At 64.8% G+C, this 25181-nt stretch carries 22 protein-coding genes; 16 read left to right on the forward strand and 6 right to left on the reverse strand.

Annotated features, from left to right (window positions below; genetic code table 11):
* The first annotated feature begins 80 nt into the window (after nt 1-80).
* Nucleotides 81-2669 carry a TonB-dependent receptor gene (locus FHW92_RS01430; RefSeq protein WP_168601437.1) on the forward strand — a complete coding sequence of 863 codons (2589 nt, stop codon included), beginning with the start codon at nt 81-83 and terminating at the stop codon, nt 2667-2669.
* Nucleotides 2670-2785: 116 nt separating this feature from the next.
* On the opposite strand, the gene FHW92_RS01435 is transcribed toward FHW92_RS01430, so the two are convergent.
* From FHW92_RS01435 to FHW92_RS01445, 3 genes are read right to left on the reverse strand one after another with little or no spacing between them, the layout of a single operon-like run.
* Nucleotides 2786-3868 carry a glycosyl hydrolase 53 family protein gene (locus tag FHW92_RS01435; protein ID WP_168601438.1) on the reverse strand — a complete coding sequence of 361 codons (1083 nt, stop codon included), beginning with the start codon at nt 3866-3868 and terminating at the stop codon, nt 2786-2788.
* A 13-nt stretch (nt 3869-3881) separates the two neighbouring features.
* Nucleotides 3882-6383: a beta-galactosidase GalA gene (gene galA, locus FHW92_RS01440; protein ID WP_168601439.1), complete on the reverse strand. Its 2502-nt coding sequence runs from the start codon at nt 6381-6383 to the stop codon at nt 3882-3884.
* A 4-nt stretch (nt 6384-6387) separates the two neighbouring features.
* Nucleotides 6388-7311 (reverse strand): Gfo/Idh/MocA family oxidoreductase, encoded by a 924-nt coding sequence (locus FHW92_RS01445; RefSeq protein ID WP_168601440.1) that lies wholly within the window; start codon nt 7309-7311, stop codon nt 6388-6390.
* Between the two features lie 127 nt (nt 7312-7438).
* Here FHW92_RS01445 and FHW92_RS01450 point away from each other — a divergent pair, with 127 nt between their 5' ends.
* Both FHW92_RS01450 and FHW92_RS01455 read left to right on the forward strand, forming a co-directional pair.
* Entirely contained in the window at nt 7439-9232 is a 1794-nt protein-coding gene (locus FHW92_RS01450; RefSeq protein WP_168601441.1) for an IlvD/Edd family dehydratase, read from the forward strand.
* 10 nt (nt 9233-9242) lie between these two features.
* Complete coding sequence (locus FHW92_RS01455; RefSeq protein WP_168601442.1) at nt 9243-10106, forward strand: SMP-30/gluconolactonase/LRE family protein; 864 nt, start codon at nt 9243-9245, stop codon at nt 10104-10106.
* A 9-nt stretch (nt 10107-10115) separates the two neighbouring features.
* On the opposite strand, the gene FHW92_RS01460 is transcribed toward FHW92_RS01455, so the two are convergent.
* The gene (locus tag FHW92_RS01460) at nt 10116-10835 is read right to left on the reverse strand and encodes an FCD domain-containing protein (protein WP_168601443.1); all 720 of its coding nucleotides are present in this window, start codon (nt 10833-10835) and stop codon (nt 10116-10118) included.
* A gap of 86 nt (nt 10836-10921) precedes the next feature.
* Here FHW92_RS01460 and FHW92_RS01465 point away from each other — a divergent pair, with 86 nt between their 5' ends.
* From FHW92_RS01465 to FHW92_RS01490, 6 genes are all read left to right on the forward strand, one after another.
* Nucleotides 10922-12499 (forward strand): sodium/sugar symporter, encoded by a 1578-nt coding sequence (locus FHW92_RS01465; RefSeq protein ID WP_168601444.1) that lies wholly within the window; start codon nt 10922-10924, stop codon nt 12497-12499.
* A 1-nt stretch (nt 12500) separates the two neighbouring features.
* Nucleotides 12501-13370, forward strand: a complete 870-nt coding sequence (locus tag FHW92_RS01470) for a 2-dehydro-3-deoxygalactonokinase (protein ID WP_168601445.1) — start codon at nt 12501-12503, stop codon at nt 13368-13370.
* On the forward strand, nt 13370-13999 hold the full coding sequence (locus FHW92_RS01475) for a 2-dehydro-3-deoxy-6-phosphogalactonate aldolase (RefSeq protein WP_168602083.1): 630 nt from the start codon (nt 13370-13372) through the stop codon (nt 13997-13999). Before FHW92_RS01470 ends, FHW92_RS01475 begins: the two co-directional genes overlap by 1 nt.
* A gap of 84 nt (nt 14000-14083) precedes the next feature.
* Nucleotides 14084-14824: an MgtC/SapB family protein gene (locus tag FHW92_RS01480; RefSeq protein WP_168601446.1), complete on the forward strand. Its 741-nt coding sequence runs from the start codon at nt 14084-14086 to the stop codon at nt 14822-14824.
* A 37-nt stretch (nt 14825-14861) separates the two neighbouring features.
* Nucleotides 14862-15908, forward strand: coding sequence for an FUSC family protein (locus FHW92_RS01485; protein WP_168601447.1), 1047 nt, complete (start codon nt 14862-14864; stop codon nt 15906-15908).
* Nucleotides 15909-16031: 123 nt separating this feature from the next.
* Entirely contained in the window at nt 16032-16634 is a 603-nt protein-coding gene (locus FHW92_RS01490) for an alpha/beta hydrolase (protein ID WP_168601448.1), read from the forward strand.
* A gap of 4 nt (nt 16635-16638) precedes the next feature.
* Here the strand turns inward: FHW92_RS01490 and FHW92_RS01495 are convergent, their stop codons facing one another.
* Nucleotides 16639-17787 (reverse strand): ThuA domain-containing protein, encoded by a 1149-nt coding sequence (locus tag FHW92_RS01495; protein ID WP_246869854.1) that lies wholly within the window; start codon nt 17785-17787, stop codon nt 16639-16641.
* A 244-nt stretch (nt 17788-18031) separates the two neighbouring features.
* Here FHW92_RS01495 and FHW92_RS01500 point away from each other — a divergent pair, with 244 nt between their 5' ends.
* From FHW92_RS01500 to FHW92_RS01520, 5 genes are all read left to right on the forward strand, one after another.
* Nucleotides 18032-18745 (forward strand): glycosyltransferase, encoded by a 714-nt coding sequence (locus FHW92_RS01500; RefSeq protein WP_168601449.1) that lies wholly within the window; start codon nt 18032-18034, stop codon nt 18743-18745.
* Between the two features lie 75 nt (nt 18746-18820).
* Nucleotides 18821-19021 carry a hypothetical protein gene (locus tag FHW92_RS01505; protein ID WP_168601450.1) on the forward strand — a complete coding sequence of 67 codons (201 nt, stop codon included), beginning with the start codon at nt 18821-18823 and terminating at the stop codon, nt 19019-19021.
* Between the two features lie 61 nt (nt 19022-19082).
* The gene (locus FHW92_RS01510; protein WP_168601451.1) at nt 19083-19952 is read left to right on the forward strand and encodes an EamA family transporter; all 870 of its coding nucleotides are present in this window, start codon (nt 19083-19085) and stop codon (nt 19950-19952) included.
* Between the two features lie 129 nt (nt 19953-20081).
* On the forward strand, nt 20082-21344 hold the full coding sequence (locus FHW92_RS01515) for an MFS transporter (RefSeq protein ID WP_168601452.1): 1263 nt from the start codon (nt 20082-20084) through the stop codon (nt 21342-21344).
* Between the two features lie 99 nt (nt 21345-21443).
* Nucleotides 21444-22301, forward strand: a complete 858-nt coding sequence (locus FHW92_RS01520) for a DUF4437 domain-containing protein (protein ID WP_168601453.1) — start codon at nt 21444-21446, stop codon at nt 22299-22301.
* Here FHW92_RS01520 and FHW92_RS01525 read toward each other — a convergent pair.
* The gene (locus tag FHW92_RS01525; RefSeq protein WP_168601454.1) at nt 22295-23524 is read right to left on the reverse strand and encodes an MFS transporter; all 1230 of its coding nucleotides are present in this window, start codon (nt 23522-23524) and stop codon (nt 22295-22297) included. The two genes, FHW92_RS01520 and FHW92_RS01525, sit on opposite strands and share 7 nt — an antisense overlap.
* A gap of 172 nt (nt 23525-23696) precedes the next feature.
* Between FHW92_RS01525 and FHW92_RS01530 the strand changes: the two genes are divergently transcribed.
* Nucleotides 23697-24512, forward strand: coding sequence for an alpha/beta hydrolase (locus FHW92_RS01530; protein ID WP_168601455.1), 816 nt, complete (start codon nt 23697-23699; stop codon nt 24510-24512).
* On the forward strand, nt 24509-25168 hold the full coding sequence (locus FHW92_RS01535; protein WP_168601456.1) for a hypothetical protein: 660 nt from the start codon (nt 24509-24511) through the stop codon (nt 25166-25168). The genes FHW92_RS01530 and FHW92_RS01535 overlap by 4 nt, the downstream gene beginning before the upstream one ends.
* Nucleotides 25169-25181 lie beyond the last annotated feature (13 nt).

Below are 25181 nucleotides of genomic sequence, written 5' to 3' on the forward strand. Positions count from 1 at the left end.
CAGCCCCATACGTATGACCTTATTTATAAGATAAATGAGATTCCAAAACGATTAACGCCAGGCCTTAAGGGAGGGTATTCGTGATTCGCAAAACATATGGCGCCGCAATGGTGAGCGCTCTGGCATTGGCTGTGGCCGCAAGCCCGGTTTGGGCGGCCGATGAGGCCCCGGCGCCGCAGGATATTGTCGTTACCGGCCTGCGCGCCTCGCTGCGCGACGCCATCTCGGCCAAGCGCGCCTCGGCCGTCGTGACCGAGACGATTTCCTCCAAGGATATCGGCGTCTTGCCCGATGTGACCATCGCCGATGCGCTGGCCCGCCTGCCGGGCGTGACGGCCACGCGCGACCGCGGCAATGCCAGCCAGGCTTCGGTGCGTGGCCTCGGCCCCCGTCTGGTGCTGGGTCTGGTCAACGGGCGCGAAGTGGCTTCCTCCGAGCCGGACCGCAATGTCCGCTGGGAAATCTATCCTTCCGAAGCCGTGTCGGGCGTGACCGTTTATAAATCGCAGGGCGCCGATCTGATCGCGGGCGGTGTGGCCGCCACGATCGACATCCGCACGATCCGCCCGCTCGATTATGTCGGGCCGCACTTCATCATGCGCGCCGGGGCCCAGATGAACGATCCCGGCTTCCGCATTCCCAATTATGACAATGTGGGCACGCGCGGCAGTGTGCAATATATCACGCGCCTGACCGACACGCTGGGCCTCTCGCTGGGCGGGACCTATCAGAAACAGAAGAACGGCTATTCCTCGTTCCAGGGCTGGGGCTATAACAATGCCGACGCCGGCAACAGCCCGCCCACCTATAACGGCCAGTCCGTCAACGCCCCGTGGGGCGCGCAGGCCGAGGTCAAGGCGCTGATCGAGGAGCGCTGGAGCACCAGCGCGGGCCTGCAGTGGAAGCCGGACGATCACTGGGACGTGAACGCCGATTTCCTCTATTCCAATGTGAAGATCAACGAGAACCAGTTCCAGCAATGGCATGGCGGCTGGGGCGATTGGGGCGGCACCTTGCCCGATGACACCTATGGCGCGGGCCAGTTCACTCTGGCGGGCAACGATATCGTTGGCGCCACGGTGGGCAATTACAAGACCACCGTCACCAATGTGATCGCCAAATATACCGAGGACAAGAACCTGCTGGCGACGGGCCTGAATGCCCGTTACCGCGCCGATGATGTCACGGTGAAGTTTGACGCTTCCTATTCGCAGGCGCGCCGCAACAACGCATGGGCCGCGCAGGAATGGAACGTCTGGCCCCAGAGCGTGACCTTCAACACCGCCGCAGGCGTCGTCCCTTCGATCTCGACGGCCACCGATGTGACCGCCGCCTCGGCCCAGTCCTATGCGGGCACAGGCCTGACCGGGCCGCAAAGGCTGGTCGATGCGCTGGGCGCCATGGCGCTGGATTTCAATTACAAACTGCATGGCGGCATCGTCACCGCGCTCAATGCCGGTCTGCGCTATTCCAACCGCATCAAGAGCTTCAACTCGCTGACCGGCGGCACGGTTAATCTGACAACCACGCCCAATTTCTCGTCTTTCAATATCACTGGCGGCGGCTTCAGCTTCCCCAACATGCTCTATGCCAATTATGACGCGATTTCCTCGCTCAACCTGAACACCGCGACGCAGGACAAGACCCAGTACTGGCGCGTGCGCGAGGATGATTTCGAGGCCTATGCGATGGCCGAACTGGCGGGTAGTCTGGGCGCTGTGCCTTATTACGGCAATCTGGGCGTGCGCATGGTCGATGTGTCGACCGGATCGAGCGCCTATCAGGGCGTGACATCGTGGAACGGCAGCGCCAATGTCACGACCTACAATCCGGTCTATGCGCCCAACCATTATTTCCGCGTGCTGCCCAGCCTCAACCTCAATTTCGACCTGAACGATCACCTCAAGCTGCGCGCGGGTGTGGCGCGGGTGCTCAGCCGCCCGCCGCTCGACGAATTGCGCGCCAGTCAGAACCTGTCCTACTATCCGCCCTCCTACCTTTCGGGAAGCGCGGGCAATCCCAACCTCAAGCCCTTCATGGCGACGCAGGGTGATCTCAGCCTTGAATATTACTTCCACAAGGATGCGGTGATCGCGCTGGCGGGCTATTACAAGGATGTCGACAGCAATGTCGGCTATACCCAATATCCGGCCAATGTCGGGGGCACGACCTATACGATCACCGGCCCTGCCAATGGCAAGGGCGGCTATCTTGCGGGCACAGAGCTGTCGGTCTCCACCCCCTTCTGGTTTGTGCCGGGCCTGTCGAACTTCGGGGTCTATGCCAATGCCGCGCTGGTGGATTCGAACCTGAAGGAAATGACGCCCACCTATAATCCGTTGCCCGCCGTGGGCATGGCCAAATTTACCAGCCAGTTCGACCTGTGGTATTCGGGCCATGGCGTGGATGCGCGCATCGGCATCAAGCATCACAGCCCCCAGACTGTGATCTTCGGTTGGGACGCCTCGAAGCTGACGCGGATGGAAAGCGAGACGATTGTGGGCGCCAGCGTGTCCTATGCGATCACCAAGGCGATCTCCCTGCGCGTTCAGGCCAACAACCTGACCAATCAGGCCGCGCGCTTCTATTACGCCAACGATCCCAATCAGATCGCCCGTTATGAAAAGTATGGCCCCAGCTATCTGGCCGATGTGACCGTCAAGTTCTGATGGAAAGGGCCTCCGGGGGACCATCCTTCTCCCGGCGGCCCTTCCGCCCTCTCTCACAGCAAAAGGGCCGCGAGGATTAATCCCTCGCGGCCCTTTTCGGTTGCGCCGGTTTTGGCTTATTTCCGCGTCATTTCCATAAAGCGCATGACGGGCAGCGCCTCATGCCGCTTAATGTCGAACCATGCGGCATTTTCCCAATCCGATCCCACGCCCCAGCGCGTCTTGCATCCGGTCGAAACCCGGTCGGGCGCCCAATAGACCACGCCATTGCCGCCATTGGCCACCACCAGTTTCGTCAGGTCCTCCATATAGCGGGCCTGCCCCTCGCGGGTGACGGGATATTCGGGCAGGGCCGAATCCGAACCCAGCAGGTTGGGCGTGGTGTCGCCATAGTCATTGGTAAAGGGATAGGCCGTTTCCACCACCCAGACATCGGCGCCATAGCGCTTGTGGGCGGCATCGATCACCTTGCCCAGGCCCGCGAGGTTGTATTTCGACCATTTGGAATAATAGCTGATGCCGATGATGTCATAATCCATCACGCCTGCCGCCGTCGCATCGTCGAACCAGCCGATGACATTTTCCGGCTGGGCTATATGCGGCATGACTTTCATCGGATGGGCATGGGCCTTGGCCGCCTCGCGCACGGCGGCAACGCCTGCGTTGATCAATCGCGCATTGCGTTCCCAGTTGATTTTGCCGTCCTTGGTGCCGCCCAGCATTTCCGGGTTTGTTTCATTGCCCACCTGAACAAAGGCGGGCAATTGCCCCTCGGCGGCCAGACGGTCGAGGATTTCGCGCGTGTAATTATGCAGCGCCTTGACCTGATCGTCGGTGGAAAGTTTGGCCCATGCGGCGGGCGCGATCTGCTTTTCACCATCGGCCCAATCGTCGGAATAATGGAAATCGAGCAGCACCTCCAGGCCTGCCGCATGGGCGCGGCGGATCGTCTTGAGCGCATCCTCATAGGTGCTGTATCTGGTCCAGCCCGGCGCGTTCCAGATGCGCACGCGCATGATATTGCCGCCATGCGCCTTCATCAGCGCAAAGGGATCGACGGGCTTGCCGCCCTCGCGAAAGACCGCGCCGCAATCCTCCATTTCATTGGTGAAGGACAGATCGGCGCCCAGATAGAGTTTGGGCGCGGCCGGTGTCGCGGCCGAAGCCAGCAGCGCGGCGGCAAGAAGTCCAAGGGCCATGGGTTTTGCTCTTTCAGATCGTATGCGCAAACAGGTCGAGGCGGGCCGGGGCCAGCCCTTCGCCCTGCGCGGTCAGGGTTATTTGTCCGGCGCTCCTGTCCGCCTGAACCAGAACCTGCGCCAGCCCGTTGAAGGTGCGGCGCTCGAGGCTGTGGTCGGGCGTGGTGTCGGTGGGATCGCCATTGCCGGTGCCCAGCACGCGCCCCGGCCCCGAAAGGGCAAAGCGGATGGGAACGGCGGCGGTGGGCACGGGACGGCCCGCCCGGTCGAACACTTCGGCGCGGATGATGGCCATATCGGCACCATCGGCGCGCAAACGCGCCGCATTGGCCGACAGGCGAAGCGTGGACGGAGCGCCCGCCGTCACGCGCCTGTCGCGCGCGGTGATCCGCCCCTGCGCGTCATAGCCCACCGCCTCCAGCACGCCCGGCGCATAAGGAACCGACCATGTCAGATGGCCATTGCGCGGCATCTCCCTGCGCCCAAACCCGCGCCCGTTCAGCCGCAATTCCACCTGCGCGCAATTGCCATGCGCCCATACCTCGATGGGCTGGCCTTCGCGCCCGGCCCAGTTCCAGTGGGGCAACAGATGGACCTGCGGCAATTCGGGCCGCCACCATGCGCGATAATAATAGTAATTGTCCTTGGGAAAGCCGCAGATGTCGGCCACCCCGAAATAGGAGGAAACCGATGGCCATGCCGCATAGGGCGTGGGCTCGCCGCGATAGTCAAAGCCGGTCCAGATGAAGCCGCCCGCAATGCCGGGGTCCCTGGCCACGATGCTCCACCACGCCTCGCCGGTGCTGGCCCACCATGGCGCCTCGGTGTCATAGGCGCGCACGATATGGCGCGCGGCATCATTGGCATATTCGCCGCGCGTGGCGACAGTGCTGGCGGTTTCCGTGCCGATCACCGGCGTGTCGGGATATTTGGCCTTGAAACCGGCGATCTTGTCGGTGCGATAGTTGAAACCCACCACATCGACCGCGCGCGCCGCGCCATCCTCGTACCAGCCATTGTCCATGGCCTGCGTGGTCTGGCGCGTGGGGTCCAGTTCCTTGCAGCGCGCAGCCAGTTTTGCCGAGATATTGCGCCCGCGCGGGGCGCCCTGATGCCCTTCCTCATTGCCCACCGACCACAGGATGATCGAGGGATGGTTGCGGCTGGAAAGGATCATCCGGTCCAGCTCGTCCATCGCCTCGGGGCTGGTGTTGTTGAGGCGGGTTTCCGCGATCATCATCATCCCCATCTCGTCGCACAGGTCGAGCAGGGCCTGTGAGGGCGGATTATGCGCGCTGCGCCAGGCATTGGCGCCCATCTCCTGCATCTGCGCCACGCGCCAGCGGTGCAGCGCATCGGGGATCGCCGTGCCCACGCCCGCGTGATCCTGATGGTTGCATACGCCCAGCAATTTGACCGGCGTACCATTGAGGAAGAACCCCTGATGCCCGTCAAAACGCAAGCTCCGCACGCCAAAGCGTGTTTCGACCCGGTCCACCACTTCGCCGCCCACGATCACTTCGCTGATCAGGCGATAGAGCGCGGGGTCCTTCACCGACCACAGCCGCGCGCGGGGGATGGTGATTGAGCGGTTTACCACTGCCTTGCCGGCAACAGCGACGGCAGGACCATCTCCCGCCGCCGCCACGCCGCCATCGGGGGCCATCACCCGGTGGCGAAGCTGAACTGCCGTCTGCGCGCCCAGATTGACCAGATCGGTGGAAACCGAGACAATGGCGCCTTGCCCGCGCGGCTCGGCCCGCACGCAGATGCCCCACTGCGGGATATGCTGCGCCGCGGCCGAAACCAGCCGGACATGGCGATAGATGCCCGCGCCCTCGTAAAACCAGCCTTCGCCAAGGCTGGCATCGACGCGGATGACCAGCAGATTGGGCTTGTCGTCATAATTGAGGTAGTCGGCGATATCGACACGGAACGGGGCATAGCCGCCCGCATTCTCATGCGCGATATAGCCGTTGACGATCACCACCGCATTGCGAAACACCCCGTCAAATTCCAGCCAGACCGCGCGGCCCTTGTCCTGCGCGCCCACAGGCAGGGTGCGGCGATACCAGCCCACGCTGTTCTGCGGAAAATCGCGGCCGATGGCGCGGAAACCATGGCCCGCGATGAAATCCTCGCGCCCCTTTTCCATCGTGGCGGGCGGGGCATAGGGCAGCGCGCTGGCCCAGTCATGCGGCACGCGCACCGCTTCCCAGCCGCTGTCGTCGAAATCGGGTTTGACCGTTTCGGCCACATCAAAGCCTGGCTTGGCATAGGTGCGCCCCCAATTGCCGAAACCGAAATCGCGCGCCGGATCGGCGGCATGGCCAAGGTGAAAGCGCCAGCCATCGTCGAGCACCACTTCGCGGCGTGGCGATGGGGTGGGGGTGGGCGGGGGCGTCTGGACGGCGGCCTTGGCCAGCGCCTGATCGGCGCAGGCAAGGCCCGAGGCCGCCGCCAGCGAGGCGGCAAGGACACGGCGGCGGTCTAGCGGGGGAAAAGAGCTGGTCATGGCGTCAGAACTCGAAAGGGGGGAGAGAATGGTGGCTGCCCAGCATCATCGCATCGGCCACCAGCGTCAGGGGCCGGGCATCGACATCGCTCTGCCCCGCATCGATCAGCCGGGCAAAGCGGGCATAGAGCCGCGGATATTCGGCATCGGGCGCCACCTCCTGCGCCTTGCCGTCAATGGTCATCCGCTGGCCGCCCTGCGTCAGTTGCAGCAGGCCCGCGTCCGTGTCGACGGCAATATCCCATTGCGGCGCGCCAGGGTGCAGGATCGACAGGTCGCAGGCCACCTCGGCCCCGGCATGGCGCATGGTCAGGCGGGCGGTCATCGGCGCCTGACGGTTGGCGGGGATGCCCAGATCCGCGCTTTCCAGCGCCAGCGGTTGCGGCAGGATATGCGTCAGAATCGAAAAGGCGTTGATCGCTGTGTCGAACACGCCAAAGCCGCCCGCCGCCAGCAGCCAGTCCTGACCCGGATGCCAGACGCGCACATCCTCACGCCAGTTGAGGCGGACGGCCTTGATCTGTCGCGCGGCCAGCCATGCGGCGGCGGCATCGACAGCGGCGCTTTCGCGGCTGTGCCATGTGGCCAGCATGGTGCGGCCCGCGCTCGCCCGGACCAGTGCATCGACCTGCGAGAGACCGGCGGCGGGCGGCTTTTCCAGCATCACATGCAGCCCGGCCTCCAGCACGCGCTGCGCCAGCCCCGCGCGCACCGAGGGCGGCGTGCACAGCACGACAGCATCCAGCGCGAGCCGCGCATCGAGCAGCGCATCAAGCGTGGGATAGGAGGCAATGCCCTCCAGAGCGCCCTGCGGATCGGCCGTGGCGGTCAGGGCAAAGCGTGGATTTTCGGCAATGGCGGGCAGATGCTGATCGCGGGCGATTTTGCCCAGCCCAACCAAACCCAATCGAATCAGGGAATTACTCATGAATGCATCCTCGCGCTTTACTTTTGTATGATATATATGCTTATAGACGTCAACAGCAAGCTGGCGCGGCGCGGGAATCGCATGGGGCCACCAGACACGCTGCCAGACACAAGGAGACTGAAACGCGATGTCCGATGCCCAAAAGCCAACGCTGCGTAGCCGCGCATGGTTCGACAATCCGGCCTCGCCCGACATGACCGCGCTCTATCTTGAACGCTATCTCAACTATGGCCTCTCGATGGAGGAACTGCAGTCCAACCGCCCGATCATCGGCATTGCCCAGACCGGCAGCGACCTTTCGCCCTGCAACCGCCATCATATCGTGCTGGCCGAGCGCGTGCGCGACGGCATCCGTGAGGCGGGCGGCATTCCCATCGAATTCCCCTGCCACCCCATTCAGGAAACCGGCAAGCGGCCCACTGCCGGGCTTGATCGCAATCTGGCCTATCTCAGCCTGGTCGAAACGCTGTTCGGCTATCCGCTTGACGGCGTTGTGCTGACCATCGGCTGCGACAAGACGACGCCTGCCTGTCTGATGGCGGCGGCAACGGTCAATATTCCCGCGATTGCCCTGTCGGTCGGCCCGATGCTGAACGGCAATTTCAAGGGCGAGCGCACCGGCAGCGGCACCATCGTGTGGAAGGCGCGCCAGATGCTGGCGGCGGGCGAGATCGACTATAAGGGCTTCATCAAGCTGGTGGCCTCCAGCGCGCCTAGCACGGGCTTTTGCAACACGATGGGCACGGCCACCACGATGAACAGCCTGACCGAGGCGCTGGGCATGAGCCTGCCGGGCAACGCGGCCATCCCCGCGCCCCACCGCGACCGCGCGGAAAGCGCTTATCACACCGGCCGCCAGATCGTGGAAATGGTGCGCGCCGACCGCAAGCCTTCGGACATTCTCACCCGTTCAGCCTTCCTCAACGCCATCCGCGTCAATTCGGCCATCGGCGGCAGCACCAATGCGCCGATCCACCTGAACGCCATCGCGCGCCATGTCGGCGTCGAACTTTCGCTGGCCGATTGGGAAAGCCATGGAGCCGACATTCCGCTGCTGGTCAATCTGCAGCCGGCGGGCGAATATCTGGGCGAGGACTATTACCGTGCGGGCGGCGTTCCGGCGGTGATGGGCGAACTCTATCGCGCGGGCCTGCTCGATGGCGAAGCGTTGACGGTCAATGGTTGCACCGTGGCGCAGAATATTGCCGAGGCGGTGATCGAGGATGAGGATGTGATCCGTCCGCTCTCCGCGCCTTTGAAGCCTGCGGCGGGACTGACCGTGCTGTCGGGCAATCTGTTTGACGCGGCGGTGATGAAAAAGAGCGTGATTTCCGATGCTTTTCGCGCGCGCTATCTGGCCGACCCGGATGATCTGGAGGCGTTCGAGGGCAATGTCGTGGTGTTCGACGGGCCGGAGGATTATCATGCGCGCATCGACGATCTCGCCCTTGGCATCACCGACCGCTCGATTCTGGTGATCCGCGGCGCCGGGCCGGTGGGCTATCCGGGCGGGGCCGAGGTGGTCAACATGCGTCCGCCCGCCGCCCTCATCCGCGCCGGGATCGACGCTTTGCCCTGCATCGGCGATGGGCGCCAGTCGGGCACCAGCGGCAGCCCTTCGATCCTGAACGCCAGCCCCGAGGCGGCGGCGGGCGGCGGTCTGGCGCTGCTGCGCACGGGCGATATTGTCCGCATCGACCTGAAGACCCGCAGCGTGAATGTGCTGGTGAGCGACGAGGAACTGGATCGACGCCGCGCTGAAAACGCGAAAAATCCCTTTTCCGGCCCGGAAAGCCAGACGCCTTGGCACGAAATAGCCCGGCGCGAGACGGGGCAATTCGCGGGCGGCGCGGTGATCGAAAGCGCGGTCAAATATCAGCGCATTGCCCAGACCAAGGGCCTGCCCCGCGATAGTCACTAAGGGGGGCACCATGGGCGACTGGACCATTATCGAACGGGCGCGGCGCGACATTCTGGGCGAGGGAATCACCTATGTTGCCCGCGAGGATGCGCTCTACTGGGTGGATATCATTGGCCAGCGGGTGAACCGTTATGGCCTGGGCGATGGGCAATATCGCGAATGGGCGATGCCCGAAATGACGGGCTGGCTGATCGAGCGCAGCGCGGGCGGGGGCGGGGGCTTTGTTGCCGGGCTGAAATCGGGATTTCACCATCTCAGCCTCGATCCCTTCGCGCTTGAACCCATCGCCGCGCCCGAGCCGGATCTGCCCTTCAACCGCATGAATGATGCCTGCGCCGATGCCCATGGGCGCATCTGGGCGGGTACGATGAGTATGGATGGCAGTCGGGCCGAGGGCGGTCTCTACCGGCTCGATCCGGACCTGTCATGGCATCGCATGGACGCGCCCTACGCAATCGCCAATGGCCCGGCGATCAGCCCGGATGGCGCCACGCTTTACCATACCGACAGCGCGAAGGGGCTGGTCTACCGCTTTGCCCTGCATGACGACGGCAGCCTTGGTCCGCGCGAGATTTTTCTTGAATTTCCCGATGCATGGGGCTCGCCCGACGGCATGACGGTGGACGCGCAGGGCGGGATCTGGATCGCCCACTGGGGCGCGGGCTGCGTCAGCCGGTTTGATCCCGACGGCGGGCGCGAGCGCTGGATCGACCTGCCCGCCAGCCAGATCACGCGGCCCTGTTTTGCCGGGGCCGACTACAGCCGCCTGTTCCTGACCAGCGCCGCCGATGGGGTGGACGAGGAACTGGCCGGATCGGTGTTCGAGGTGGAGGCGGGCGTGTTCGGCCTGCCGCCCCGCATGTTCGGCGCCTAGGCGATGCGCCTAATGCGCCGCATGGCTGTGCCGGGCGATCAGGTCCATGACATCGCCGATGATCGCGCGCATGGCGTCCTGGGCCGCGCGCGGATCGCGGGCCATGATCGCATCGCGCACCGCGCCATGCGCGGCCAGATCGGCCGTGCGCCCGACAATGCGGTTGGTCAGCCGGATCGAGGTGCGCAGGGCCGTGGCGACCACATCGCGGAACTGGGCGAAGAAGGGATTGCCGCTGGCACGCAGGATGGCCAGATGGAACGCGATGTCGGCGTCGAGCACATCGTCCTCGCCCATTTCGGCGGCCTCCATCCGCGCAAACCCGGCTTCGATCAGCGCGCGCCCCTTGTCATCGGCCGAACCGGCGGCCAGCGCGGCGGCGGCCGGTTCGATGGCCGCGCGCAACTGGTTGAATTGCGAAAGCAGCTCGACCGAGAATTTGCGTTCGAGCAGCCAGCGCAGCACATCGGCGTCAAACAGGTTCCAGCTCGCCACCGGCTGAATGCTGGTGCCCTGTCTTGGCCTTGCGGTCAGCAAGCCCTTGGCCGTCAGCATTTTGACCGCCTCACGCGTGACCGATCGGCTGACGCCGTGCTGGCTCGAAAGCTCGGCTTCTGTGGGAAAGGGGCGGTTTTCAAAGGCGCCCGTCACGATCTGGCGCCCCAGCAGATCGAGCAGCCCGTAGGTCAGATTGCGCCCAAGGCCGGAGATATCGTCATTGTCGGTCATCGTCTGGCCCCCTCTAGCATGTGTTTTTATCATATAAATAGACATAATCGTCCTTTGGCAAGGGATTCGAGAGGAAACACCATCCCATGACGCTCTCAACCATCGATACGGCCATGGTGGTGGCCTATGCGATCTTCATCTTTGGCCTTGCCCAATGGGTCAGCCGCCGCAAGGGCGATGCGCAGGAGGATAGCGCGGGCTATTTCCTGGCCAGTCGCGCGCTGCCGTGGTGGGCCATCGGCGCCTCGTTGATCGCGGCCAATATTTCGGCCGAACAGATCGTGGGCATGGCAGGCTCGGGCTATGCGATCGGCCTTGCGATCTCCTCCTATGAATGGATGGCCGCGCTCACGCTGCTGATTGTCGGCAAATTCTTCCTGCCGGTGTTCCTCAAGAACAACATCACCACCATGCCGGAATTTCTCGAGGCCCGTTTCGGCCCGACAATCCGTACGGTGATGGCGGTGTTCTGGCTGGTGCTCTATGTGTTTGTGAACCTGACCTCGATTCTGTGGCTGGGCTCCATCGCGGTGCGTCAGGTGGCGGGCGTGGATCAGGATGTCGCGCTGGCGGTGCTGGGTGTCTTTGCGCTGGCCTATCAGATCCGGGGCGGACTGAAAGCGGTGGCGCTGACCGATATTGTGCAGGTGGCGCTGCTGGTGATGGGCGGCCTGATCGTTTCGGGCATTGCGCTGGGCCAATTGGGCGAAGGGGCAGGCGCGCTCCATGGCTTTGAGCGGCTGGTGCGCGCGGTGCCCGATCATTTCCATATGATCCTTTCGCCCGACAGCCCGCATTACAAGGACCTGCCCGGCCTTGGGGTGCTGATTGGGGGCCTGTGGATCGCCAACCTGTCTTATTGGGGGTTCAACCAATATATCATCCAGCGCACGCTGGCCGCCAAATCGCTCGGCGAGGCGCAGCGGGGCATTGTGTTCGCCGCTTTTCTCAAGCTGTTGATGCCGGTAATCATTGTGCTGCCGGGGATCGCCGCAGTGCTGCTGGCGCCCGATCTGATCAAGCCCGACCAGGCCTATCCGGCGATGATGCATCTTTTGCCCAACGGCTTGCTGGGGCTGGTTTTTGCCGCGCTGACGGCGGCGATCATCGCGTCCACGGCCAGCAAGATCAACTCCATCGCCACGATCTTCACGCTCGACCTCTATGCCCGCAAGATCGCGCCGGGCGCCGGCGAGGTGCAACTGGTCCGCGTGGGCCGCATCACCGCCTGCGTGGCCACGGTCATCGGCATTGTCGCGGCGCGGCCCCTGCTGGGCGGCATGGATCAGGCGTTTCAATATATTCAGGAATTCTCCGGCTTTGTGACGCCGGGCATCACGGTGATCTTCCTGACCGGCCTGTTCTGGCCCCGCGCTACCGAGGCGGGCGCTCTGGCGGGCGCGTTGGCCAGTGTGGTGCTCTCTGCGCTGTTCCGCTTTGGCGGGGTGACGGCTCTGACGGAAATTCCCTTCATGCATCGCATGGCCATGGTGTTTTTCGCCTCGCTGGCCCTGACGGTGGTGGTTTCGCTGCTGGGTAAAGCACCGGTGCGGGAGGGCAAGGGCATCATGGAAGGCGTTTCCTTTGCCACTTCGCGCGGTTTTGTCATCGCTTCGGCGCTGGTCAGCGCGATCCTTGTGGCGCTTTATACGGTGTGGTGGTGATATGACGGGTGACATGATCGCGGTGGATTGGGGCACGACCAACCGCCGCGCCTATCTGATCGATGCGGCGGGACAGGTGCTGCATACCGAGCGCGACGGCATGGGCCTGCTGGCCGTGCCGCCGGGGGGCTTTGCCGACCAGATTGCCGCGATCCGTGCGAAAATGGGCGATCTGCCGGTGCTTTTGGCGGGCATGGTGGGGTCGGCGCGGGGCTGGGTCAATGTGCCTTACCTGTCCTGTCCGGCGGGGCTGGAGGATCTGGGCGGGGCGCTGCACTGGGTCGAGCCGGGGCGGACGGCCATTGTGCCGGGCCTGTGCGATCCGGCGGGCGATGTGATGCGCGGCGAGGAGGTGCAGTTGCTGGGTGCGGCGGCGGCGGGACTGGCGCCGGGCGACGCGCTGTTGTGTCAGCCCGGCACCCATTGCAAATGGGCGCGCATGGCGGGCGGGCGCGTGGCCTCTTTCGCCACGGCCATGACCGGCGAGATCTTTGCCCTGCTGAAAAACCATAGCCTGCTGGCCGATTTTCTGGGCGGCGATGTGGATGATGATGAAGCCTTCCGCGCCGGGGTGCGCGATGGGCTGAACGGCCGCCTGACCACGCGCCTGTTTCGCGTGCGCGCCGCCGCCCTGCTGGGCCATCGCCGCGTCGAGGACAGCGCGGCCTATACATCGGGCCTGATGATCGGCCATGATGTGGGCGGCGAGGCCCTGCGCGAGGGCGATCCGGTCCATATCCTTGCCGACCCTCATCTGGGCCGGTTATATGCCGCTGCCGTGCATATTGCCGGAGGCCAGCCCATTCTGATCGACAGTCACGCGGCCTTTGTGGCCGGTATCTTCCGCCTGTGGAAAGCGAGCCAAGTATGATGACGCCTCTTGAACAACTGAACGCCGCCCTTGCCATTTGCCCGCTGGTGGCGATCCTGCGCGGAGTGCGCCCCGATGAGGTCGAGGCCGTTGGCGATGCGATCATCGAGGCGGGCTTTTCCATGATCGAGGTGCCGCTCAATTCGCCCGATCCGCTGGCCTCGATCGCGCTGCTGGCAAAGCGTTACGGGCCGGACGTGCTGGTCGGGGCGGGGACGGTGCTGACCACAGCGGATGTCGCCAATGTCAAGGCGGCGGGGGGCACTCTCATCATCTCGCCCAACGTGAACACCGATGTGATCCGCGCCAGCGTGGCGGAGGGCATGATCTCGCTGCCCGGCTTTTATACGCCCACCGAGGCTTTTGCCGCGTTGGAGGCAGGCGCCACGGGGCTCAAGCTGTTCCCCGCGGAAGGGGCCAGTCCCGCCTATATGAAAGCCCAGCGCGCGGTTCTGCCCAAGGATCTGCCCTTGCTGGCCGTGGGTGGGGTGACGCCGGAAAACCTGTCGCAATGGGTGGCCGCCGGTGCGCAGGGGGCGGGGCTTGGCTCGGCGCTCTACAAGGCTGGCCTCTCGGCGGCGCAGGTGGGCGAGCGGGCGCGGGCCTTTGTCGCGGCGGCGCGGGGGTAAGCACGTCGAGGCCATTTGTCGTCTGGTGTTAACATGGCGCGGGCAGTAAGGCGCCTCTTGCCCGCGCAACAGGACACCAGCCCGATGAACACCCCCAACCCGGCCCAGATCGCCGCCCTGTTCGATGTCGACCTGATCGGCCTGATCACCAGTTTCATCTGCCTGCTCACCGCCTTTGTGCTGGGCACGCTGATCGGGCTGGAGCTGCAATGGCGCCAGCGCACGGCGGGCCTGCGCACCAATGTGCTGGTGGCGGTGGGGGCGGCGGCCTTTGCCGATCTGGGCTTGCGCGTGGCAGGCGTCGACGGCGGGGTCCGGGTGATCTCCTATGTCGTCTCAGGGATAGGCTTTCTGGGCGCGGGCGTGATCATGAAGGAGGGCACCCATGTGCGCGGCCTCAACACGGCGGCCACGCTCTGGGCCAGCGCGGCGGTGGGCAGCTTTGCCGGGGCGCGCAAACCGGCCGAGGCGGTGCTGGTGGCGATCTTCGTCTTGGCGGGCAACACGCTGCTGCGCCCGCTGGTTGATGCGGTCAACCGCCGCCCGATGGATCCGGGCGAGACCGAGGCGCTTTATCGTGTCCATGTGGTCTGCCACTCGGGGGGCGTGTCGCAGGCGCGCGATCTGTTGTTCGAGGAACTGGAAACCCACCACTATCCCATCCGCGAGATGGAAACGCTGGCCGACAGCGAGGTGCATGTCGAACTGGCCGCGATATTGGTGCCCACCACGGCCAATCCGGTCGATCTGGACGCGATCACCGCCCATATCGCCCGCCATGAGGGCATCATCAGCGCGACCTGGACCGTCAGCGCCACCAACTGATGTGGCCTTTGGCGGCGGGGCGGCCTAGGATGCACCCATGCCTTTTGCTCTCCCCACCCGCAATCGCCTCGCTCTGGCCCAGACCGTGCGCGTCATGGCCGCCTGCCTTGCCACCTACGGGCTGACCGGACTGCTCGGGCTGAAGCAGGGCTATTGGGCGATTTTCACCGTGCTGATCGTCATGCAGGGCTCGCTGGGCGCGACGGCGACGGCGGCCTTCGACCGGCTGCTTGCGACGATTGCCGGGGCGGTGCTGGGCGGGGCGGTGGTGATGGTCACGCCGCGCGATCCTGTGGCGGTGGGGGCCTCGCTGATCGTCATGTCGGGGGTGCTGACCTTTGCCGCCGTGCGCCAGCCCCGGCTGCGCGGTGCGGCGCTGACCTCGGCCATCGTGCTGTTGACGCGCTCGCCCGATATTCCCGTGGGGATCTTCGTCATTGATCGGATCATCGAGATCACGCTGGGCGGGGCGATCGGCGTGATGGCAAGCCGGTTCATCCTGCCGGTGCGTTCACGCGGGGCGATGATCGCGCGTTTTTGCGAGATCCTGACCACGATGGCGCAATTGCTGAACGCGCAGGCCGATGCGGTGGCGCGGGGCGAGGCGCTGGTGTCGGCCGAGGCCAACATCGCCTTGCGCCAGTCGCTGGTGGCGACCGAGGCGGTTTTGAACGACGCGCGGCGCGAAAGGGCGATGGGGCTGGTGCGTGAGGATGTGTCCGACGGCATCCCGCGCACGCTCTGGCGCATCCGCAACGGCATTGCCCAGATCAGCCAGATTCTGCGCACGCCTTTTCCGCCCACCGCGATGGCGATTGTCGGCCCGGCGGTGGAGGGGATGCTGCGCGCTCATGCGCAATCGGCGCAGGATGCGGCATCGGCCCTGTCGGATGGCGCCGCGCCGGTGCAAGATTCCGAGGCGTCCGAGGCTTTTGAGCGGGCCTTTGTCACGCTGCAGCATTCGGACGAGGCGCGGGCGATTCCGTTTGATGAAATGGGGCGGGTGTTCGGCATGGCCTTTACCCTGCGGCGGATGCAGCAGGATTTCCACGATCTGGGCGAGCGGATCGCGGAGTGCCGATAGTATCTGGGTTGGCTGAAGCCCTGATGGACAAATTTCGCTTGGGGGTGGGCAAAGAGGAATAGCTGGCGCGTCGGTCATACTCTACTTTATAAATAGACATTATCCCCATGCGCGGAGTCCATCATGTCCTCCCATCCTGAATTTCCTTTGGTGCTGACTGTGCCGGGCCTGGGCAATTCCGGCCCCGACCATTGGCAGACCCGCTGGGAAGCGATCCATCCGCATTGCCGACGGGTAGAGCTGGGCCTGTGGGATCGGCCCCATCGCAATACATGGATCAATCAGCTCAACCTGGCCCTGCGCCGCGCGCCGGGTCCGGTCCTGCTGGCCGCGCACAGCCTGGGCTGTCATGCGGTGACGGCCTGGGCCGCGATGGAGCCGGATGCGGCCTCGCTGGTGGCGGGGGCCTTGCTGGTCGCGCCGCCGGAGGTCGATTTCTTCCCTCTGGATCCCCGTGTCAGCGCCTTTTCGCCAACGGCTTCCGGGCCTCTGCCCTTTCCCTCGCTGCTGCTGGCCAGTCGCAATGATCCCTATTGCGGGCAACCGGCGGCGCGGGTTCTGGCGCGCATGTGGGGGGCGCGGTTCCTCGATGCGGGCGCGCTGGGGCATATCAATGCCGAAAGCGGGCTTGGCGATTGGGAGGAGGGCTGGCGGCTGTTGGCGCAATTGGTCGATGGCGGCGCAGGGCCGGAAACAGGCGTGCAGGCGGGGGCGCCTGCACGCTGAAGTCCTATTTTGCGCAGGCGGGATCGGGTTTGCCCGCCCATTCCACCGCCTGCGTCAGCATCCGGCGGTAATTGGCATCGGCAAAGCTGGAGGGCGGATGGCCGATGGCGGAATAAAAGGCGCGGCCCCGGCCCACGCAATGTTTCCACGCGATGGGATGGTCGGCTCCCATCCGCAGATTGGCGGGCGGATCATAGCTTGCCTCGTCCAGTGTCGCCAGCACGCGCACGTCCTTCAGGCGGGGATTGGCGCGGAAGGAATACCATTCGTCGGTCATCGTGAATTGCGCCGGAATGCCGCGCGTCACCGGATCCTGCCCTTCGATATGCAGCGTTGCCGGGCGGAATTGCGGATTGGCCGGATGGCCGAGGAATGCCGCGCCCACCAGATGGTCGGTGTACCAGTCCCAGAACGTGGCCGGATCGCCCGCCGCGCCATGCACGCCGACAAAGCCCCCGCCATGCTCTATCCAGTCCTTGAGCGCGCGGCGCTGGGTCAGGGTCAGCGCATCGCCGCTGATATTGTTCCACACGACGAGGTCATAGCGGGCCAGCACCTCGGGCTGGATCGCGCCGCCCTTGTCGGTCACCTGCATCGACCAGCCGTTTTCCTGCGCCAGCCCCTGCAGCGCCTCACGCGCGGCGCCCACCGATTTGGCGTCGAGGAAGCCGTTGATCTTTTCAAACACCAGCACATGCAGCCCCTTGCCCGAGGGGCGCGGGTCGGCGGGCTCGTTGTCATAGCGCGCGCACCGGGCCAACTGGTCGGCGCGCGTGACAGGCAATTTATGCAACCGCGCGTCCAGCCTGGCCAGCAGGGCAGGGTCCTTGGGAGGCCCGGCCTGACCGCTGGAAAGCACGCCGCGCAGGGTGACGATGGCGCTGAAGGTGGGGGCCTTGGTGCCGGTCAGAAAGGGGGTGAGTCCGGTAAAGCTCTCGCCCAGTTCGGCCGCCGCGGCTGCCTTGGCCTCCGGATTGATCAGCACATCGATAAGAGGACTGTCGATTGAATAGGGCGCGCGGGCCATCGGGCAATCAGTAACGGCATTGGCGGTGACGGCATCGGCCGCCAAGGCGGGCGTCGTCAGCGCGGGTAGGGCGAAACCCGCGCCAACCACCCCGATCAGCAGCTTTGCCATTCTTATCATGCTCATATTCGGGCCCTCTCATTATGGCTTTGGCCTCATCATGCTCTGATTGCGCTACCATTGCCACAGGAGATTGCACGGCCCCGGCCGACGGGCCGCCATGCATGAAAAAGAAACATTGGAAGAGCGCCCCGCCCCGCTGGACATTGCCGGGGATAGGGCGATATAGCGCTCGCCAATTCCCGATTGGCAGGAGCATAAGAGATCATGCTGTTGCGCAAGCATTAAGACCGCCGGACACCAAGCTTTCATGCCCACTATCAGCCTGATTATCCCTGCCTTCAACGAAGAAGATTATCTGCCCGCATGCCTTGATGCGGTCATGCGGAATGTGGCGGGCAAGGCGTTCGAGATCATCGTCGTCGACAATAACAGCACCGATGGCACGAAACAGGTGGTCGAACGTTATCCGGGCGTGACCTATGTGTTCGAGGCGGAAAAGGGCATCACCCGCGCCCGCCAATGCGGTTTCAAGGCGGCAAAGGGCGATATTCTGGCCTATGTCGATGCCGATACGCTGCCGCCAGCGGGCTGGGTCGAACAGATCATCGAACAGTTCGACAAGGACCCCAAGCTGGCCTGCCTGTCCGGCCCCTACAGCTTTTATGATGTCAGCGGGTTGCGCAACGCGATCTCGAACGCTTGGTTCGTGGCCGCGCGTCCGCTTTACAATTTCACCGGCTATATGCTGGTGGGCGGCAATTTCGCCATCCGGCGCGAGGCGCTGACCAAAATGGGCGGATTTGACGCCACGATCGAATTTTACGGCGAGGACGTGGACATCGCCAAGCGCGCCAAGAAGCAGGGCAAGGTCCTCTTCTCGCCCCGCTTTGTCATGCCCACCTCGGGCCGCCGCATGGCGCGTCAGGGTTTTGCCAAAACCGCCGCGATCTATTTCATCAATTATTTCTCGATCGCCTTTCGCGGCAAGCCCGCCACAAAGAGCTATCTGGACATTCGCTGAGGCGATAGTCCATCCCCCGGAATGCTGACCGCCGCCCCTGCCGGTGGGCGGCCCTTTATGATGACAGGAAATCCCGTGACCAAGGCAATCAAACTGACGCTGACCGAGGACGAGGCCGAAATCATCGTCGATGCACTGGAAGCCGACATGGAAGGCTATCTGGAATCGGCCAAGGAAGCGCGCGGCAATGCCAACCGCGAAGACGTCAAGACCTTCAGCGAGGCGGCCGAGCGCATCGGCGCGCTGATCAACAAGGTCCGCGCGCTGCTGGATTGAGCGTGATGCGGGCCCCTGCGCCATGCGGGGGCCAATTCCATGAAAAGGACCGGCGCCCGCGATGAACCGCGCAGGCAAGACTGACGCGCCCGATGGCACCGCGCTGGCCGCGCTGTGCATGGCGGGGGCGCAGGTGTCGGTCAATGTCGGCGCGGCGCTCGGCAAGACGCTGTTTGTCAGCGTCGGCCCCGAGGGCGTGGCGGCGTTGCGCACCTCGATTGCGGCCATCCTGCTGCTGGCGATTGCCCGGCCATGGCGAGCCATGCCTGCGCGCAGGCACATGGGCTGGCTGGTGGTCTATGGGCTGACGCTGGGCAGCATGAACCTGCTTATCTATGCTGCTTTTGCCCGAATCCCTATCGGTGTTGCGGTGGCCATCGAGATTTGCGGGCCGCTGGGTCTGGTACTGGCCACCAGTCGCTCGCTGCGTGATTTCCTTTGGTTGGGGCTGGCGATCGGCGGCTTGCTGCTGCTGGCGCCATGGCCGGGTGCCGGGGGGCGGCTCGATCCTGCGGGCATCGGTTTTGCGCTGGCCGCCGCGCTGGCATGGGCGCTCTACATCCTGTTCGGCAAGCGCGCCGCGCAGGTGAAGGGCACGACGGCGGTGGCGCTGGGCATGACGATCGCCTGCTGCGTGACGTTGCCCTTTGGCCTGTCGGCGGCGGGCGGCCGCCTGCTTGATCCTTCGGTGCTGGGGCTGGGGATCGGGGTGGCGCTGCTCTCCAGCGCCTTGCCTTATGTGCTGGAAATGAAGGCGCTGGGTCATTTGAGCGCGCGGGTCTTTGGCGTTTTGACCAGTGCGGCCCCTGCTGTTGCGGCTCTGGTCGGTTTCCTCATTCTGGGCGAGCGGTTGACCCTTGCCCAATGGCTGGCCATCGCGCTGATGATCGCGGCCAGCGCGGGGGGATCGCTGACGGGCCGGCGCACCTGATTTCCTTGGGGAAACAGACATTTTCTCAGGGGGAACGGGCAAGGCGCCGTCACCGGAATTTTTCGGAACTATCCGCCTGTCGGATAAACCTCGCTTGCAGGGCGGGGGCGATGTCCGCAATCTGAACCCATGACGGATCGCAATCAACCTCTCACCGCGCGCCAGGAACTGGCGCGTCACTGGCCCATTGTGCTGGCCGCCGCGCTGGGCGTGGGTTTTGGCACGATGGGCATCGGCTTTTATTCGCTGGGCCTGTTTGTCAAACCGCTTCAGGCCGAATTCGGCTGGAGCCGGGCGGCGGTTTCGGGCGCGGCCACGTTTCAGCAATTGGGCATTTTCCTCTCCGCCCCGCTGGTCGGGCGGCTGGCGGACCGGATCGGGCTGCGGCCGCTGGCGGTCGCCTCCTATGTCGCCATGCCGCTGGCGCTGGTGGCGCTTTCGATGGCGGGGCCTTCGGTGTGGGGCTGGTATGGGCTGTGGCTGCTGGTCTCGCTGGCCGGATGCGGGACGACCCCTGCGGCATGGGCGCGGATGGTGTCGATGCGTTTCGATGCGGCGCGTGGGCTGGCGCTGGGGTTGATGCTGGTGGGCACGGGGCTGGCCGCCGCGCTGGTGCCTGCGCTGCTGGGGCCGATCTTTGCCCATGATGGCTGGCGCACGGCCACGCTGGTGATGGCCGGGGCCGCCGCGCTGGTGGGCATCCCGCTGGGCCTGATGCAAAGCCGCGAAGCGCCCGCGCCTGCCGCGCGCGAGAAGGACGGCCACTTTGCCAACCGCGAAGGCGGACATTTTGCCAACCGCGAAGGCGGACATTTTGCCAACCGCGAAGGCGGACACTTTGAACGCAATCGGCCCGTATTCATGCTGCTGGCCATCGCCTTTCTGGTGGGGGTGATTGTGGCGGGGCTGATCATCCATCTGGTGCCTATGCTGGTCGATCGGGGGATGGATGCGGCGTTGGCGGCGAAAATGGCGGCCAGCATCGGCCTTGCCGTGATTGCGGCGCGGGTAATCGTGGGTTGGCTGTTTGACCGGTTCCATGCGCCCTATGTGGCGGCGGTGTTTCTGGCCATGCCGGTGGGGTCGTGCGTGCTGTTGGGGCTGGGCGGGCCGGTGCTGCCTGCCGCGCTGATGCTGGGGCTGGCGGCGGGGGCCGAGGTCGATATGCTGGCCTTTTTCACCAGCCGCTATGCCGCGATGAAGAATTACGGCGCGACCTATGGCGTGATCCTTGGCACGTTCAGCCTTGGCGCGGCGCTGGGGCCGATGATGGTGGGGGCCAGTGTGGACGCGACGGGCGGCTATGGCGCGGCTCTGGCCGGATCGGGGCTGGGACTGGGGCTGGTCGTGGTGTTGATCGCCTGCCTTGGGCCTTATCGCGCTCAGGAATAATCCGGCTCTCTCCGCCTGTCGGATGCCGCTTTTGCGCTGACGCAATGGGGCGGGCGCCGCGCTGCCCCAGTCTGGGCTCCTGTTTCAAGGGAGGAGCCCATGCTGGAGCGCGAACATATCGAATTTGTCCAGGCCCAGATGCTGCCATGGCTGCGCATCGGCCACGGCCTTGCGCGGCCCGATGCCGAGATCAAACTGCTCAGCCGCGATGAGGGCGACGGGGCCTGCTCGGTCCTGCTGCGCTTTCCGCCGGGCTGGAGCAGGGAAGGGCCGGAACATCTGTTGGCCGATGAGGAATTCTATGTCCTCGAAGGCCAGATCGAGCTGAACGGACAGAATTACGCGCAGGACACCTATGCCTTCCTGCCCGCAGGATGGACGCGCAACACCACCTCGACGCGGACGGGCTGTGTGCTGATCGCCTTTTACAGCGCCGATCCCAAACTGATGCCCCATGCGGGCGATGGCCGTGCCGAACAATCGGCTCGCGCGGTGCCCTGGCTGGATGTGGCGGCCATGCCATGGGACATGACCCTCAATGATCCCAAGCTCAAACATCTGGGCATCAGCCGCAAGGACCTGCGCCGCGATCCCGAAACCGGCGAGCGCACCTTCCTCTCGCTGATCCTGCCGCAGGCGATCCCACAGGGCAACAAAGGGCCGCAGGAGATGCATCCGGTGGTCGAGGAAAGCTATCTTATCGCCGGATCGCTGACCGGGCCGCAGGGGACGATGTATCCCGGCGCCTATTTCTGGCGCCCGCCTCATATCGCCCATGGCCCCTATGGCGCTCGTTGGGGCAGCGTTTGCCTGATGCGCTTTGTGGGCGGCGCCCATGTCAACATCTGGACCGAGGCGGAGGCGGGCTTTGATTTTGCCGCGCCCTATCGGCCGGACCTGCCGCCGCGTCTGGCGCATCTGGCCGCCATGCCTTTCACCCCGCCCGCGCCTTATTGATCAAACCGGCGATATTTGCCCAGCAGCAGAAAGCTGGCGGCGCAAATCACCAGCGCCACGGAAGAAGCCGAAAGGATCGCATGGAAATTGCCGGTGGTGTCATGGTTATGGCCAAACACCATCGGCGAGAACCCGGCCCCGGCCGCGAAGCAGACATAGAGCAGCCCATAGATCGCGCCATAGCGCCGCAGCCCGAAATAGCGCGCCACAAAGAAGGCCACCATATCGTATTCGATCCCCAGCGCGAAACCCAGCGTGAAGGTGGCAAGGCGTGCATGGCCGACATCGAGCAGCCCGCTGCCCACATACCACAGGCTGAACGCGGGCAGCGAGAGGATGACAAAGCCCACCAGCGGCGCCCAGATGCGATCCAGCAGCCAGCCCCCCACCAGCCGCCCGATGATGGCCGCCAGCCCGATCAGCGGGGTCACGGTCAGCGCCTGTTCGGGCGAGAGGCCGCCGTCTTTCAGGATCAGTTCCAGATTGGGCACAGGCCCGCCCATGGCAAATGAGGTGGGAACCAGCGCCGCCGCAATCAGCCAGAAGCGCCAGTCGCGCAGCGCCTCGGGCGTGGTCATGCCGGGGCGTTCGACCGGGGCGTGATGGCCGTCGGGGGTACTGCGCTCCTCCTCGCGAAAGAGGAAAAAGGCGGCGGGAAAGGCGATCAGCACAGGCAGCAGCCCCACCGCCACAAAACCCATCCGCCAGCCATAGGCCGCCAGCACCGCGCCCAGAAAGGGCTTGCCGAAAATGCCGAACAGGCCGGTGCCCGTCATGGCCAGCCCCAGCGCCAGCCCCTTGGCCCGGTCAAACCCGCGATTGACCGCGCGGGTAAAAGTGATCGGCAAAGTGGCCGCGCCCACAAGGCCGATGGCCAGCCATGTCAGATAGAATTGCACCAATGACCCGGTGAGCAGCGAGAGCGAGACAAAGCCCAACCCCCACAAGGGGATCGCCACCAGGATGATTCGCCGCGCCCCGATCCTTTCGGCCCATGCGCCATAGGACGGCCCGGCCCACAGCGACATCAGCGTGATGATCGACATCGAGGCCATGATCTGGCCCACCGACCATCCGAATTCGCGCACCAGATAGGGCGCGAACAGGCCCATCGAATAGGTTGGCACCGCCGCCATGCCCAGACCTATGCCCAGCGTGGAGGCCAGAATGACGCCCCACCCGCGCGAGAATTCCTCGCGGGCGGTAAGGGGGTGTTGGGGCATGTCGCTCATAGGGCCTCGGTGCTTGTGGGTCAGGGAGCGATTTGGCGCAGCAGCGCGGCCCGGCGGCAACGATGGGGCGCCCCGCACTCCGCTGTGCGGATAATCCACGCCGGGGCCAAGGCTTTGGCGCGGCCCATGGGCAGTCTGCCCGCCGACCAAGCAGGAGGAATTGATGCGCCGCGCCTATGCCGACGGGCCTTTTGGCCAGATCCATTACCAATATGCATCGGGCAATCTGGCCGGGGGCGCCCGCCCGCTGGTGCTCCTGCATCAGGCGATCATGGCGAGCGGGCAGTTCGACCATGTGTTTGCCCCGCTGATCGCGCATGGTTTTGCGCCGATCGCTATCGACATGCCGGGCTTTGGCCTGTCGGATGCGCCCCCGGCCGCGCCCGCCATTGCCGATTATGCGCGCTGCGTGGTCCCGGTGCTGGACGCGCTGGGCGTCGGCCGGGCGGCGGTGGCGGGGCATCACACCGGGGCGCTGGTGGGTACCGAATTTGCCCTTGCCGCGCCCGACAGGATCGAGGCCTTGGTGATCCACGGGCCGATGATCCTGCCCGACGAGGAGCGCAAGGCGTTCACGGACGATATTTGCGCGCGCGAAATCGCCTTTGCCGCGCGGGCCGAGGGCGCGCATTTTGTGGAGGTGGCGCGGATCCGTGAAAGGCTGTCACAGGGGCGGATCGCGCCCGACCGCATCACCGACTATGTGGTCCAGGCGATGCAGGCCTATCGCATGGGGGCCTATGCCTATGGCCATGGCGCGGCCTTTGCCTATGACCATACCGCTCCGCTGCAAAGGCTGGCGCTGCCGGTGCTGATCCTGTCGAACACGGGGGATATGACCCATCCATGGGCGCAGGCCGCCCGCGCCCTGCGCCCCGATTTCGCCTATGCCGAGATTGCGGGCGGCGGCATCGACATTTGCGATGAAGATCCGCAGGGCTGGGCCGATGCCATTGCCGTTTTCCTGAAATCGCTATGATCAAAAGCGGGCGGATCGCCTATCGCGACGCGGCGGGGCGGGAGACGGGGTATGAAACCTTTGATCTCATCGCCGCGCAGGGCCGCCGTCTGCTGCGCGCGCTTTGCGTGATGAAGGACATCGGCCTGATCCGCGAAGTCTCGATCGGCATGGGCGATGATTTTCGCCCGCATGACGGGCAATGTCGTATCTGGCAGGGCGGGGCCGAAAGCCTGATGCGTTTTGCCATCGGGCCGGATCAGGCGGTTTGCGGGGGCCACGTTCTGCCCTTGGGCGCCCCCTTGCCCTATCTGGGCCTGCATCCGCTTTCGGGCGATGCGCTGATTATCCATCAGCGCGGGACGGATGCTCCCGGCGAATATCGCCCCATCGCCGCCATCACCAATTCCATCTCGCCCAATGGTGAGGAGGATCTGCATATGCAGGCGATGGAGATCGCGGTCGCCTATATAGGGCCGGGCGAGATCGACGTGGCGGCGGGGCGCTTCGCGGCCTGGCATTACCGGCTGCGCTGGCGCAATGACTGGCCGCCGGCGGATCTGTGGGTGCGCGCGGGCGATGGCTTGTTCCTGATGATGCGCTGGGCCATGGTTCCGGCATGGTACGAATTGACCGATTGGTGCGATGGCCCGGCCCCCTGTCCGCAGAGCGGATAAGTCTGGGGCGGGG

Source organism: Novosphingobium sp. SG707 (assembly GCF_012275515.1).
In the GTDB taxonomy this organism is placed as follows: Bacteria; Pseudomonadota; Alphaproteobacteria; order Sphingomonadales; family Sphingomonadaceae; genus Novosphingobium.

Bases quoted from the DNA above. Each gene is read 5' to 3' on its own strand.
- FHW92_RS01455 (WP_168601442.1), top strand. From the start codon at position 9,243: ATGGGCGACTGGACCATTATCGAACGGGCGCGGCGCGACATTCTGGGC.
- FHW92_RS01470 (WP_168601445.1), top strand. From the start codon at position 12,501: ATGACGGGTGACATGATCGCGGTGGATTGGGGCACGACCAACCGCCGC.
- FHW92_RS01475 (WP_168602083.1), top strand. From the start codon at position 13,370: ATGACGCCTCTTGAACAACTGAACGCCGCCCTTGCCATTTGCCCGCTG.
- galA (WP_168601439.1), bottom strand. From the start codon at position 6,383: ATGACCAGCTCTTTTCCCCCGCTAGACCGCCGCCGTGTCCTTGCCGCC.
- FHW92_RS01445 (WP_168601440.1), bottom strand. From the start codon at position 7,311: ATGAGTAATTCCCTGATTCGATTGGGTTTGGTTGGGCTGGGCAAAATC.
- FHW92_RS01535 (WP_168601456.1), top strand. From the start codon at position 24,509: ATGATCAAAAGCGGGCGGATCGCCTATCGCGACGCGGCGGGGCGGGAG.
- FHW92_RS01435 (WP_168601438.1), bottom strand. From the start codon at position 3,868: ATGGCCCTTGGACTTCTTGCCGCCGCGCTGCTGGCTTCGGCCGCGACA.
- FHW92_RS01500 (WP_168601449.1), top strand. From the start codon at position 18,032: ATGCCCACTATCAGCCTGATTATCCCTGCCTTCAACGAAGAAGATTAT.
- FHW92_RS01510 (WP_168601451.1), top strand. From the start codon at position 19,083: ATGAACCGCGCAGGCAAGACTGACGCGCCCGATGGCACCGCGCTGGCC.
- FHW92_RS01520 (WP_168601453.1), top strand. From the start codon at position 21,444: ATGCTGGAGCGCGAACATATCGAATTTGTCCAGGCCCAGATGCTGCCA.
- FHW92_RS01480 (WP_168601446.1), top strand. From the start codon at position 14,084: ATGAACACCCCCAACCCGGCCCAGATCGCCGCCCTGTTCGATGTCGAC.
- FHW92_RS01525 (WP_168601454.1), bottom strand. From the start codon at position 23,524: ATGCCCCAACACCCCCTTACCGCCCGCGAGGAATTCTCGCGCGGGTGG.
- FHW92_RS01495 (WP_246869854.1), bottom strand. From the start codon at position 17,787: ATGAGCATGATAAGAATGGCAAAGCTGCTGATCGGGGTGGTTGGCGCG.
- FHW92_RS01530 (WP_168601455.1), top strand. From the start codon at position 23,697: ATGCGCCGCGCCTATGCCGACGGGCCTTTTGGCCAGATCCATTACCAA.
- FHW92_RS01460 (WP_168601443.1), bottom strand. From the start codon at position 10,835: ATGACCGACAATGACGATATCTCCGGCCTTGGGCGCAATCTGACCTAC.
- FHW92_RS01485 (WP_168601447.1), top strand. From the start codon at position 14,862: ATGCCTTTTGCTCTCCCCACCCGCAATCGCCTCGCTCTGGCCCAGACC.
- FHW92_RS01515 (WP_168601452.1), top strand. From the start codon at position 20,082: ATGACGGATCGCAATCAACCTCTCACCGCGCGCCAGGAACTGGCGCGT.
- FHW92_RS01490 (WP_168601448.1), top strand. From the start codon at position 16,032: ATGTCCTCCCATCCTGAATTTCCTTTGGTGCTGACTGTGCCGGGCCTG.
- FHW92_RS01465 (WP_168601444.1), top strand. From the start codon at position 10,922: ATGACGCTCTCAACCATCGATACGGCCATGGTGGTGGCCTATGCGATC.
- FHW92_RS01450 (WP_168601441.1), top strand. From the start codon at position 7,439: ATGTCCGATGCCCAAAAGCCAACGCTGCGTAGCCGCGCATGGTTCGAC.